Here is a 12751-nt window from a genome sequence, read left to right on the forward strand (position 1 = left end):
AGCAAGGGAGGTGGCGATGCCCAAGCCGTCCGGAACCGGCCGCCGTGGCCGACCGCGGGCCCTGACCGCGGATGAACTCCTCGACGCCGCGTTGACCCTGCTGGACGAGGGCGGCCCCGCCGCGGCGTCGGTGCGCGGCATCGCCGCCCGGGTCGGCGTGGCCCCCAACGCCGTCTACACCTACTTCCCCGACAAGGCCGCCGTGGTCAAGGCACTGGTCGAGCGCCTGCTCGGCGAGGTCAACCACGACGTGTTCGCCGACCGCACCCAGCCGTGGCGGCTACGCGTCCAGTCCCTCGCCCTCGAACTCAGGCAGCACCTGAGCGAGCACCCCGGCGCGGTCCCCCTGCTGATCGGCGGCCCGATGGACGGACCCAACGCCCTCGCCCTCAACGAACGCCTCCTGGAACTGCTCGCCGACGCCGGACTCGACTCCGCCACCGCCGCACGCGCCTGCTACCTGCTGATCGTCTACGTCTTCGGGTCGATCGCCCTGGAAATCGCCGACACCGACCAACCCGGCCCGCTACCGCCAGAGACACAACGCATCACCGACCGGCGCCGCACCCTGGCCGCGACACCGGCCGACCACTACCCCCGCTCCGCCGCGGCAACGGCCACCATGGCCGGCTACATCTCCACCGAGCAGTACCTCTGGGGACTGCACCGGCTCCTCGACGCGATCGCCACCAGCCCACACGACCCCGATGCCGAACACCACGCCGAAGACCCGGAAGCCGACCCGCACCCAGGACGTTCGGGGTGAGCCCGTCAGCGGTCCGGTAAACGTCGTGTCCGGCAGTGGTCGCCGTGGTGCTCTCCTCGGCGCGGGTGCCCGTCCTCTTCACGAAGGTCATGAATCGACGGGGAGACCTTCACCAGTCCCCGCGAGGAGGGACGAGTCCGTGATGATCAGAACGAGACGGGCCGTGGCGTGCGGGGCCGCGCTGCTGGCGGCCACGATGGCGGCGGCGATGGCGGCGGCGGTGCCCGCCCAGGCGGACGGTTCGGAGTGGCGGGTTGTCGAGGCCGGTCCCAATCCCGGCTGGGACGACCTCGAGACGGTGGCCACGTCGAGCAGGCGCAACGCCTGGGTGTTCGGGGGCGTGATCGGTGACACGCCGCCCATGCGTCCCGTCGCAAGGCGCTTGGTGGACGGCGAGTGGCAAAACGTCGCCCTGCCAGACGAGGTCGACGGATACATCGACGCGGCCAGCACGACCTCCGCGCGGAACGTGTGGGCCGTCGCCGACCATGGTGACGCGGGGCCCTCGTACGCGCTGCGCTGGGACGGGAGCGCCTGGACGTCCTCCCACCGGTGGGAGGAGGGCCTGACCAGCGACGTGATCACCACCGGCCGCCGCGACGTCTGGGTCTTCGGCTACTCGCGGGCCGGCGCCGGCGTCGGGACCTGGCATTTCGACGGCAGCCGGTGGAGCCGGGCCGATGTCGGCGACCTCCTGCTGGAACGCGGCAGCGCCGTCTCCGCGCGCGACATCTGGGCCGTGGGCGCCACCCGGTCGACCGGCTGCGGCGACCGCACGGTCGCCCGCTACGACGGCAGGCGATGGCGTGCGATGCCCGTCGGCGACGCGTTGCCGCCCGACATCCCGCAGCCCGACGAGGGCGGCCCGTACCAGTGCGTGCACCTGCGCGACGTCCTCGCGACGTCCAGCCGCGACGTGTGGGTGACCGGGAACGTCTACCGGTCGGACGGGTCGGACCACTATGAGGAGCAGCCCGTCCTGGCCCACTGGGACGGCAGGACGTGGCGGAGCCAGGACGTCCCCGGCACATGGATCCCCAGCAGGCTCGCCTCCGACGGGCGCGGCGGGCTGTGGATCACCGGCTGGGACGACTCCTCCGGCCCGACGCCCGACGCCACGCCGCTGATGCACCGGGCGGCGGACGGCACCTGGCGAACGGCGACGATCGACGCGGCAGGCCGTACCGCGCGCATCAGGGACCTGGTGCTGATTCCCGGTACCCGGTCCCTGTGGGGAGTGGGCCGGATCGAGACCCCCGAGGAGATCGACGGGGCCGTCTACCGCCACCGCTGATCCGGCGCACGACCTCCGCCGTCCGCGAGCGGCACGGCGGAGGTCGTGCTCGGCGAAGGCGTCGTCCGTGGCGCCGGGGGCGCCGCCGCCTTCCGGCCCAGGACATCGGGCTCAGGGGTGAGACAGACCCCCTGCCTGCCGTTCGCCGTGGAGATTCGACCGTTCGTCGCACGCGACGGGTGTGCTCAACGCACGTAGAGGGCCGCTCGACGCTGGCCCAAAACCGCGATCTTTCGTTTGTTCGTCACGTAACGGACTCTCTGTCCATAGATCAATCCCTGTGTCCCATTACGGATGTTTCTCGACCTCCCGCCAATGCGCCTCGCACGCACCAAACCCCCATCCCGAGGTAGGTCCCCCATGAGAAAGTCCAGAGCAAGACCCGGAACGGCCGTGCTGGCCGTGGGCGTCCTGGTGGCGGCCGCCCTGCCGGCGCTGCCGCAGTCGCAGGCGGCCGGCGCGCCGCGCCCGAACGCCGCGCCCGTGAACTACGTGCCCGACGAGCCGCTTCCCACCGAGCCGGTGCCCCCGCAGGAGCAGCTGGACCGCCTCGGCATCAGCGGCTACCCCGACCGGCTCAGCGTCAAGCCCGGGGAGTCGGTCGAGATCATGGCGAGTACCAAGGCGAAGGCGTTCAAGTCCACCATCGTCAGGGTCAGCCACGGCGACGCCGACCCCGCGGGGCCCGGCGTCAAGGAGCAGGTGATCGACGCGCCGGTCAACCGCACCTACCCCGGCGCGGACCAGCGGCTCCCGCTGGGCTCGTACGTCACCGTGCCCGACGACGACCGGCTCAGGCCGGACGACGGGTTCACCCTCACCGCGTGGATCGCCCCGTCCACGATCCCGGGGTCGCCCTACAACAGGACCGCGCTGAAGCGCACGCCGGTCGGCACGCCGCGGGCGCAGGGCCTGGTCACCAAGTGGTCGGAGGCCGACAAGCGCGGGTACGGCCTGTTCATCGACGAGACCGGCGCGGCCGCCCTGCGGGTCGGCGGGGAGAGCGTCTCGACCGGGGTCAAGCTCAAGCCCTGGGCGCCCGCGATGGGCGGCCCGGAGATGTACTTCGGCGCCAACAGGAACCCCCGGCCGCAGCACGTCAACAACTCCGGCTGGTACTTCGTCGCGGCCTCCTACGACGCGAAGACGCGCCAGGTCACCGTGACGCAGCGGCCGGTCTCGACGGCCCCCGACGACTCCGGGGCGACCGTGACCAAGCGGATCGGCGGGGACCTGCGGCACTCCGACGACCCGCTGCTCATGGCCGCCTACTGGAACCGCTCGGGCGACGGCCATCCCGCCGGCTTCTACAACGGCAAGATCGAGTCGCCCGCGCTCTACGGCCGGGCGCTCGGCGAGCGTGAGCTGGACGCCGCCGCCAAGGGCAAGACCGGGTCGCGCCCGTCCGCGGCGTGGGACTTCTCCAAGCAGATGTCCGGCGACCGGGTGACAAGCACCGGCTCCCGGGGCCTGGACGGACGCGCGGTGAACCTTCCGGTCCGGGCGCTGACCAGCCACTCCTGGGACCGCAAGACGATGAACTACAACCAGGACCCCAAGCAGTGGGGGGCGATGTACTTCCACGAGGACGACCTGGGCGACGCCGCGTGGAAGCCCACGTTCACCTGGAAGGTGCCGGAGAACGCCCGCAGCGGGGTCTACGCCGCACGGCTGGAGGCCGACGGGAAGGTCTACCACGCCACGTTCGTCGTCCGGCCGAAGAAGCGGACGTCGAAGATCGCGATGCTGGTGCCGACGCTGACGTACCTGGCCTACGGCCAGACCGGCGGCACCATGAGCCAGTACTCCGACCACGCCGACGGCAGCGGGTACGTCTACTCCCACGAGCGGCGCCCGATCCAGAACCTGCGGTCGCTCACGACCGGCCCGAAGGGCGAGGGCCGCCCGTGGGCGTTCGAGGCGGACACGCACATCTTCGACTGGCTGGAGACGAAGAAGTACAACGTCGACTACATCACCGACCACGACGTGGACCGCGAGGGCAGGAAGATCCTCGACGGCTACCAGACGGTGATCACCGGCACCCACCCGGAGTACATCTCCACCACCGAGTTCGAGTCGATCAAGGGCTGGCTCAACGACGGCGGACGGCTGATGTACCTGGGAGGCAACGGCTTCTACTGGGTGACCGCGCTCGACAAGTCCAGGAGCTACACCGAGCTGCGGCGCCATGACGGCACCGAGGCGTGGCAGGCCGCACCCGGCGAGTACTACCACAGCACCGACGGCGAGTACGGCGGCCTGTGGCGCTTCCGCGGAACGCCTCCGCAGGAATTGCTGGGCGTCGGCTTCTCCGCTCAAGGGTTCGGCAATTCGACGGGCGCGGCGCAGTACAACAAGCCGTTCGACCGGTCCGAGGCGAGCTATTCCGAGGCCGGAGCCTGGGTGTTCGACGGCGTGTCGAAGAAGGACGGCATCGGCGACGGCCTGCCGAGCCTGCAGAGCCCGGGCGGGCCGATGGGCGAGGAGGTCGACCGCGTCGACTACTCGCTCGGAACCCCGGCCAACGCGATCGTGCTCGGCACGTCCCAGCGGTTCGGCGAGCAGTACATGCACGTCGTCGAGGAGATCAACACCTCGTCGCTGTTCGAGGGCGGCGACACCAACCCGATGGTCCGCGGGGACGTGACGCTGATCCACTACCCGAAGGGCGGGGCGGTGTTCTCGGCCTCGTCGATGGTGTGGAGCGGCCAGTTCTTCCACAACGGCTACAACAACGATCTGACGCGGATCAGCGAGAACGTCCTGAACAAGTTCACCTCCGGTGCCCCGCTCCCCGGCGCGGGGTAGCAGGCCGCGGTGACGCGACGGCCCGGGGCGCGGGCACCGGCCCCGCCCCGGACCGTCGCGCACCACCGCCTCCCGCCCGGGTCTCGCGCTCCGGCACCCGGGCGGCGGAGCTGAGTCCAGGTCCCGCAGAAAGGCCGGCCCGTGTACATAACCGTTCGTGGGATGCCGTCCTCCGGCTCGCGTGAATCGTCCAGGTCCTGGCGTTCGAGGGCCGGACGGGTCCCGGGCACCGTCGTCGTGCTCGGATTCGTCAGCCTGCTCACCGACGTCTCCACCGAGATGGTCACCGCGGTGCTGCCGCTGTTCATCACCGTGGCGCTCGGCCTCTCGCCGATGGCGTTCGGCGTCCTCGACAGCGTCTACCAGGCGGCCACGGTGGCCGCCAGGGTCGGGGGCGGCTACACCGCCGACCGGCTCAGGCGGCCCAAGGCGGTGGCCGTGGCCGGATACGGGCTCGGCGTGATCGCCAAGGTGCTGCTGCTGCCCGCGGCGGGCGTCGGCGCGCTGTCGGCCGCGACCGGCCTCGACCGGATCGGCAAGGGGCTGCGCACCGGTCCGCGGGACGCGCTGATCGCCGGCTCCGGGCCGCCGGGGACGCTCGGCCGCTCGTTCGGCGTCCACCGCGCGCTGGACACCCTGGGCGCGCTCCTCGGCCCGGTGGCCGCGTTCCTCCTGCTGACGGCGGCGCCGGGGAACTTCGACGCGGTGTTCGTGGTCGCCATGTGCGTCGCGGGCCTCGGCGTGCTGCTCCTGATCGGCAAGGTCGACGAGAGCCGTCCGATCGCCACCGACGACGCCGACGCCGGCGCGGCCCGGGTCACGCTGGCCGGGGCGGGGCGGCTCATCGCGGGCGAGGCGCGGGTGCGGCGCGTCCTGCTGACCGCGACGGTGCTGTCCGCGCTGACGATCAGCGACGCGTTCCTCTACCTGGTGCTGCTGAAGGGCGAGGCCATCTCCACCCACTTCTTCCCGCTGATGTTCCTGGGGACGGGGGTCGTCTACCTGGCCGCCGCGGTGCCGTTCGGGCGTCTCGCCGACCGTTTCGGCAGGCCGCGCGTCTTCATCGCGGGCCACGTGATGATCCTGCTCGCCTACGGCGTGGCGGGCTCCGGGGCGAGCGCCCTGGCCGCCGGCGCGACACTCGCCCTGCTCGGGCTCTACTACGCCGCGACCGACGGCGTGCTCCCCGCCGCCACGGCGGCGATCGTCCCCGCGGCCTACCGGGCGACCGTCATCTCCGCGGTGCAGACCTGCGTGGCGCTCGGCCGCAGCCTCGCCGCGCTCACCTTCGGCGCGCTGTGGGCGCTGACGGGACCGTCGACGGCGCTGTGGGCGTTCGCGGCGGTCCTCGCCGCCGCCCTGGCCGCCGTCTCCCTGATCGGAGGACTCAGATGAACCGCTCCCGGGTGACCCTCGCGCTGGCCGTCCTGCTCGTGGGCGTGGCCGCCGGCACGGTGCTGACCGCGGTGCTCGGACGCCAGGGCGAGTCCGCCGCGGGCGAGGCGGACTCCGGCCTGTTCCGCACCGAGCACATCGTGTTCAGATCGCTCAAGCGGGGCCCCGACCAGGGCCGGATCGCCTACGTGCCACCGGACGCCGCCCGGAGCCGCGTGCTCGCCGGACCGCGGTGCCTGCGCGTCGCGGCCGAGGCGGGGCGTGCGGTGTGCCTGCGCGACGGGGGCGTGCCCGGCCGGCCGTACGAGATCGTCCGGCTCAACGACCGGCTGAAGGAGGCGGGCGACGAACCGCTGGCAGGAGTGCCCAGCCGGGCGCGGGTCGCGCCCGACGGGCGGCACTTCGCGAGCACGGTGTTCGTCAGCGGGCACAACTACATCTCGCTCGGGTTCTCCACGGAGACCATGGTCTACGACGGCAAGAACGGGCGTCCGCTGGCGAACCTGGAGCACTTCACCTTCCTCGTCAACGGCGCGAAGGACGGCAGCGTCGACCGCAACGTCTGGGGCGTCACCTTCGCCGCCGACTCGAACGTCTTCTTCGCCACCGTCGCCGTGTCAGGCCGCACCTACCTCGCCCGGGGCGACCTGTCCCGCCGCACCCTGACCGCGCTGCGGGAGAACGCGGAGTGCCCGTCGCTGTCCCCCGACCAGACCAGGGTCGTCTACAAGAAGCGGGTGAACGAGACCTCGCAGGACGCCTGGCGCTTCTACGCCTTCGACCTGCGCAACGGCCGGGAATGGCCGCTCGGCGAGACCCGCAGCGTGGACGACCAGGTGGCGTGGCTCGACGGCGAGCGGGTGATGTACGCGGTGCCGAAGTCGGGCGGGGGACGCACCACGGCCGACATCTGGATCGCCCCGGTCGACGGCGGGCAGCCGCGGCTGCTGATCCCCGACGCCGACTCCCCCACCGTGGTCGGCACCGACCTCTAACCGCGAAACCGACGCCCGGCGTGGGCCTTGGCGAATGCCGTGGTGAAGGCCTGTCGCCTAGGGCCGATCTCGCCGTGTCCGTGATGCGGTCGACGTCCGCGCGTTCTTCGGGCGGCAGGGGCGCGCCGGTGGACTCGCGCAGGGCGGCGGCCTCGCCGAGGAGCCGTGCGGCGTCCACCGGGTCGCCGGTGAGGGCCGCCACGCCGGCCTGGCCTTCGAGGGCCAGCGCGATCGCCCGGGGGTCGCCGGTGTCGTGCGCGACGGCGAGGGCTTCCCGGTGGAGCTCCAGCCCGGCAACGCGAGCACTCTCCCGCCACCAGCGAGTCTGCTTGTCGCGCCGGCATCGCCCTTGGTAGCCATGGGTGGTGATCGATGACTCGGCTTCAGGACCAGGCGCGGGCGTGCCGCCCGACCCCGACGAGCCATGGCGCGTCCGCCCTCGCCGCCGACCTCGCCGTCGCAGTCTCCGCTTGGTGACGCCTCTGATCAGCGCCCTGCTGGCATCTCTGGGCACCGCAGCCGTGCTCCACCTTGAGGACCGATCGCGTCCGGGGCGTCCTACCCAGACGGCAGGCGCCCGGTCCACGCCCTCGCACACCCCCGACACCGATCAGCCCAACCCTCAAGGCCCCATGCAGCCTCGGCGAGGTGACGGACGGCCGACGTCCGCCGAGAGGAATCCCGCACAGGCCGAGACCTCCGGTGGGCGACCGTCTCCAGCGCAACGCCCTCCGAGCATGAAGGGCCAGGAGCGCTCGGCCTCGCACCGTCCTCAATCACACACCCACCAGCCACGGAAGGCGCGTCGGGTACCGGCGTGGGTGCGCGACGAATGCGACCGCCGCTACCCCCGCGACGCCACCCGCCGGACCGCCTGCCTAGCCGCGCTACGCGACTACCTCGGCAGGTGACCTGCTGAGGCTGCGGTGGAGGAAGTCGGCGGTTGCCTGGGCGGCCTGGCTGACGTGCGGCTCCGTGTCATAGAGGTCGATGTGCCGGTCGGCGTCCAACCAGAGGATCTGCTTGTCGCCCGGCTTGCGCTCGTAGAGCTCCCGAGCCTGCTCGGGTGAGCAGTAGGCGTCGGTCCTTCCGTGGACGATCAGTAGCGGGGTGGCGGCCAGGAGGTCCGCCGCGCCGAGAGCGTCGAAGGTCATCAGGGAGTGGAGCGATCCCCTGGTGACCTCGTTGCGCCAGTACGGCGAGGCGGAGCGGGCGGTGCCGTAGTAGGCGTACGGCTCATCGCCGGCCATCGCGGCCTCGCCGCCATCGGACGCCACGGCGGGTATGTACTCGTCGTACCGGTCCAGGAAGCCGCCGAGTGCGGACCGGTAGGCGTCGACGCCCATGGACTGGGCGAACCGAGCCGGGCTGTTGAAGGCCCCCGCGATTCCTGCCACGGCCTTCACGCGGGAGTCCGTGGCGGCGGCCCGCACCGCGTAGCCGCCGCCGAGGCAGATGCCGACCACTCCGATCTGGGCCGGACGCACCTCGGGTCGGCCGGCCAGCACGCCGACCGCGGCCCTGAGGTCGGCGAGTTTTCCCTGGCCGTCCTCATGTTGGCGGCGTCCGCCGCTTTCCCCGAAGCCCCGGTGGTCGAAGGCGAGCGCGACGAGCCCGGCCCGGGCGAGCAGCTCGGCGTAGGTACCGAGGACCTGCTCTTTCACACCGGTGAAGGGGCCGGTGAGCGCGACGGCGGGCCGCGGATCGCCGGTGTCCGGGAGCCAGAGCCGGCCCACCAGCTCGATGCCTTCGCTGCTGAACGTGATTCGCTCGGCCTTGACCGCGGTCATGCGAAGATCCCGGGGTCTGACGCCGTGTACGGGTGGACCTTAAGCTCTGTCATGACCGGGACACTAAGCGCCCTGATCTTGAACCGGCCAGAAGGCACTTCGAAGTGCCCCTCCACACGGGGAGACCCCTTGGCACTGGTGATACCCGACGTCCTGGAAGAAAGCTGCGCGACCCGGCAGGCGCTGGAGCGGCTGGCCGCCAAGTGGCGGATCCTGCTGATCTACGCGCTGCTCGCCGGACCGCAGCGGCACGCCGAACTGCGCCGCAGGCTGCCCGGTGTCACGCAGAAGGTCCTGACCGAGACGCTGCGGAACATGGAAAGCGACGGGCTGGTCGAACGGCGAGTGCTCAAAGACACCGCCCCGCAGCATGTGGAATACGCCCTGACCACACTCGGCAAGACCTTGCAGGAGCCGCTGTCCGCCATCTGCGCCTGGGCATTGGAGCACCCCGGCGCCACACGCGACAGATGACATCCGCAGATGCCGTGTCTTCGCGACTCACTGCGGAGCGGTGGAGGCGGACGTGGAGAGCGATGCCGGGGGGCCGCCCGGCATCGCTCTGCACGCCGCCGGGATCACCGTTTGGGGAGTGTGCTTCTCAGCGGAGGAGGGTGGAGCTGCGGACGATCGGGAGGCGCGCCCAGGCTCGGCCGAAGCCGAGGGTGGTTCCGGCGTCGGTGAGCGCGAGGGCGATCAGCATCGCGGCGTAGATCCAGTGCATGTCCATGAAGGGGTTGGTGTCGGGCCACAGTGACGCCGCCCAGAGCATGAACATCAGGATCGTTCCGCCGATGGCGGCCAGGCGGAGGGCGATCCCGAGGATGAGCGCGACGCCGAGGCCGCCGAGGCCGAACATGAAGAGGGCGTCGACCCAGACCTGTCCGGCCATCGAGTGGAAGACGTCCTTGAACGGGCCGTCGGTGTGGCTGAGGAAGCCCTTGGACGGGGACGTGCCGGACAGCCAACCGGTCTCGGTGCCCTTGCCGAGACCGAAGAGCTTGTCGATGAAGGCCCAGAGGAAGATCCAGCCGAGGAAGAGGCGGCCGATGGCCAGGGCGTAGCGGGCGGGGTGCTCGGCGGCCAGGGAGGGCGCGGACCGCAGGCGGGTGTCGAGGGACATGGCGGTTCCTTGGGGGGGTGGGAGACCAGAACGAGCCAATCGATAGGTAAGTTTCCTATCAGTTGATGGCCGTATCAAGTAGACCAGTGCGTCTTTCGCCCCCAAGCTCATCGGGCGTCGGTGAGGAAGTCTCCGATCACGCGGTTGAACTGCTCGGGTTGCTCGAACATGGGCCAGTGCCCGGCGCCGGTGATCATGTCGAAGCGGGCGCGGGGCATGATCTTCGACGCGCGGCGGCCGACCTCGGCGGGGGTGGTGGGGTTGTGGTCGGTCCAGACGATCAGGGTCTCGTGGCCGATGGCGGCGAGGTCGTCCTCGCCGAGCATGTGCGTCCGGTTGGCTTCGCCGGGCTGTTCGGCGACCAGCTTGGCGAGGGCCTCCTCGGCGCCGGGCAGGGTGTAGTAGCGGTAGCGGCATTCGACCAGTTCGTCGGTCACCGTGGCCGGGTCGGCCATGAGCCATTCGAGCCTCGCGCGGACGCTCTCCCGGGTCGGCGCGGCGGCGGCCTTGGCGGTGACCGTCCTGACCTGGGTGTGGACGCGCTCGCTCTCCGCCGCGCTCTTCTCGTCCGACAGCAGCAGGCCCGCGCCGGTCACCGAGGCGATCTTGCCCACCCGGTCCGGGTGCCGCAACGCGGTGAACAGGGCCGTCCAGCCGCCGAGGGACTGGCCGACCAGGTGCGCGCGTTCGGCGCCGATGGCGTCGAGGAAGCCGATCAGGTGCCGGGTGAAGACGGGGGCGTGGTAGGTGACGTCGGTGGGACGCGCGGTGAGGCCGTGGCCGAGCGCGTCGACGGCGTAGACGCGCAGGCCGCGCCGGGACAGCGGGACGATGTTGCGCAGGAACGCCTCGGCGTGGCCCGTCAGGCCGCCCATGAGGATGACCGCGTCGCCTTCTCCGGCCTCGATGGAGCGGGTGCGCCAGCCGGCGGCGTCGCGGAAGCGGGTCTCGGTGCCGAGTGAGTCGGTCCACAGGGTCATGAGGGATTCTCCTTGTCGAGGAAGTCGATGAGGGAGGCGTTGACGAGTTCAGGCCGCTCGTACTGCGGCCACTGCTTGGCCTGGGGGACGGTCAGGAGGCGGGCGTCCGGGACCGCGCGGACCGCCGCCTCGACGACGGCCGCGGGAGTGTGCCCGTGCTCGCCGCGGACGAAGAGGACGGGCGCCGTGAGGGTGGCGAGCCGTTCCGGGGTGAGAAGCGACGGGGCGTTGTCGGCGGCCCGTACCAGCCGGTGCACGCGCCGGGCCTCCTCGGGCCGGTACAGCACGGTCCGGACCTGGACGAGTTCGGCGTCGACCCCGGCGGGGTCGGCGAGCAGTCCGGCGAGCCGGGTCCGGACGGCCTCGGGGGTGGGCTCGGCGTAGGCCCGGCCGCCGCGCTCGTAGGCCGCTCGCACGGCGGGGTCGGCGAGCCGTTCGGCCTCGGGCTGGAGCCCGGCGGGTTCGATGAGGGCGAGCCGCCGCACCCGCTCCGGCGCGCGCGACGCCGCCAGCGCGGCGGTCCAGCCGCCCAGGGACTGGCCGACGACGTCGGCGGCGGCCAGGCCGAGCGAGTCCAGGACGGCCAGGACGTGGCCGGTCAGCGCCTCCACCGTGTAGGAGCCGGACGGCGACCGTCCGGTGAGCCCGTGGCCGAGCAGGTCGAAGGCGATCACGCGGCGTCCTGCCGCTGCGAGCGCGGGCAGGTTGCGGGCGAAGGTCTCCAGGTGGCCGCCCCGCCCGTGCAGCAGGACGACCGGCTCCCCCGACCCGAGATCGGCGACGCGCGTCCGCACGCCTGCGGCGGTGACGTGCCGGATCTGGGCGCCGAGCAGGTCGGTCCACAGGCTCACAGGTGCTTCCTCAGGAAGGCGAGGGTGCGCTCCCAGGTGAGGCGGGCGGCCTCGGGATGGTGGTTGGGGTGCGTGTCGTCGTGGTAGGCGTGCCCGGCGCCGTCATAGACGTGGACCTCGGTTTCATGGCCGGACTCTTCGAGGGCGTCGCCGAGGCGGGCGACCTGGTCCAGCGGGATGACCTCGTCCGCGCCGCCGAAGTGGGCCTGGACGGGGCAGCGGACGCCCCCGGCGACGTCGATGCGGGAGCGGACCCGGCCGGTGGGGCTGTAGGCCGGCGGCAGCTCGGGCAGTCCGTAGAGCGGAACGGCGCAGGCCAGCCGGTCGGTCCGGGTCGCCCAGGCGATCGCGAGGCCGCCGCCGAGGCAGAACCCGACGACGGCGGCGCGGGAGGCGTCGACGTCGTCGCGTCCGGCCAGATGGTCGAGGCCCGCTTCCAGGTCGGGCAGCGCCTGCTCGTCGCGGGCGGCGAGGAAGGCCTTGGCGCGGCGCTCCTCGGGGGTCGTGTAGTCCTGCGGGGGGCGGCCCCCGATCCTGCTGTACAGGTCGACGGTCAGGCACGCGAAGCCCTCGTCGGCGAACCGTTCGGTGACCCGCTCCCGGTGGGCGGTGACGCCGAGGTTCTCGTGCGCCATGACGATCACCGGCGGCAGGACGTCGCCGGGGCGGCGGGAGGGCAGGGCCAGATAGCCGCGGATCTCGTCGGAACCGGCGGGGAAGGTCGTCCATGCGGCGTCGTTCATGCT

General features: G+C 72.0%; 11 protein-coding genes. 6 read left to right on the top strand and 5 right to left on the bottom strand.

The features are described from left to right. Positions 1–16: 16 nt before the first annotated feature. The 5 genes from ACH35V_RS22455 to ACH35V_RS22475 all read left to right on the top strand — a co-directional run bounded on the left by ACH35V_RS22455 (position 17) and on the right by ACH35V_RS22475 (position 7261). Positions 17–766 carry a TetR/AcrR family transcriptional regulator gene (locus ACH35V_RS22455; protein ID WP_395974898.1) on the top strand — a complete coding sequence of 250 codons (750 nt, stop codon included), beginning with the start codon at positions 17–19 and terminating at the stop codon, positions 764–766. Between the two features lie 142 nt (positions 767–908). Then, positions 909–2060, top strand: a complete 1152-nt coding sequence (locus ACH35V_RS22460) for a hypothetical protein (protein WP_395974900.1) — start codon at positions 909–911, stop codon at positions 2058–2060. Positions 2061–2420: 360 nt separating this feature from the next. Beyond that, on the top strand, positions 2421–4871 hold the full coding sequence (locus tag ACH35V_RS22465; protein WP_395974901.1) for a N,N-dimethylformamidase beta subunit family domain-containing protein: 2451 nt from the start codon (positions 2421–2423) through the stop codon (positions 4869–4871). A 162-nt stretch (positions 4872–5033) separates the two neighbouring features. Continuing rightward, positions 5034–6266, top strand: a complete 1233-nt coding sequence (locus tag ACH35V_RS22470) for an MFS transporter (RefSeq protein ID WP_395974903.1) — start codon at positions 5034–5036, stop codon at positions 6264–6266. Further along, positions 6263–7261: a hypothetical protein gene (locus tag ACH35V_RS22475; RefSeq protein ID WP_395974904.1), complete on the top strand. Its 999-nt coding sequence runs from the start codon at positions 6263–6265 to the stop codon at positions 7259–7261. The genes ACH35V_RS22470 and ACH35V_RS22475 overlap by 4 nt, the downstream gene beginning before the upstream one ends. Before the next feature lie 887 nt (positions 7262–8148). On the opposite strand, the gene ACH35V_RS22480 is transcribed toward ACH35V_RS22475, so the two are convergent. After that, positions 8149–9051, bottom strand: coding sequence for an alpha/beta hydrolase (locus tag ACH35V_RS22480; protein ID WP_395974905.1), 903 nt, complete (start codon positions 9049–9051; stop codon positions 8149–8151). A gap of 138 nt (positions 9052–9189) precedes the next feature. On the opposite strand from ACH35V_RS22480, the gene ACH35V_RS22485 reads away from it, so the two are divergent. After that, the gene (locus ACH35V_RS22485) at positions 9190–9525 is read left to right on the top strand and encodes a winged helix-turn-helix transcriptional regulator (RefSeq protein ID WP_395975142.1); all 336 of its coding nucleotides are present in this window, start codon (positions 9190–9192) and stop codon (positions 9523–9525) included. Between the two features lie 127 nt (positions 9526–9652). Here ACH35V_RS22485 and ACH35V_RS22490 read toward each other — a convergent pair whose 3' ends face one another. The 4 genes from ACH35V_RS22490 to ACH35V_RS22505 all read right to left on the bottom strand — a co-directional run bounded on the left by ACH35V_RS22490 (position 9653) and on the right by ACH35V_RS22505 (position 12748). Then, positions 9653–10174 carry a DoxX family protein gene (locus ACH35V_RS22490; RefSeq protein WP_395974906.1) on the bottom strand — a complete coding sequence of 174 codons (522 nt, stop codon included), beginning with the start codon at positions 10172–10174 and terminating at the stop codon, positions 9653–9655. Positions 10175–10281: 107 nt separating this feature from the next. Further along, a complete protein-coding gene (locus tag ACH35V_RS22495) occupies positions 10282–11154 on the bottom strand; it encodes an alpha/beta fold hydrolase (protein WP_395974908.1) in 873 nt (290 codons plus the stop codon). After that, positions 11151–12005, bottom strand: a complete 855-nt coding sequence (locus tag ACH35V_RS22500; protein ID WP_395974909.1) for an alpha/beta fold hydrolase — start codon at positions 12003–12005, stop codon at positions 11151–11153. The genes ACH35V_RS22495 and ACH35V_RS22500 overlap by 4 nt, the downstream gene beginning before the upstream one ends. Beyond that, positions 12002–12748: a dienelactone hydrolase family protein gene (locus tag ACH35V_RS22505; protein WP_395974911.1), complete on the bottom strand. Its 747-nt coding sequence runs from the start codon at positions 12746–12748 to the stop codon at positions 12002–12004. Before ACH35V_RS22505 ends, ACH35V_RS22500 begins: the two co-directional genes overlap by 4 nt. Positions 12749–12751 lie beyond the last annotated feature (3 nt).

The sequence above is a fragment of the Actinomadura sp. 1N219 genome, assembly GCF_044326405.1.
Classification (GTDB): domain Bacteria; phylum Actinomycetota; class Actinomycetes; order Streptosporangiales; family Streptosporangiaceae; genus Spirillospora.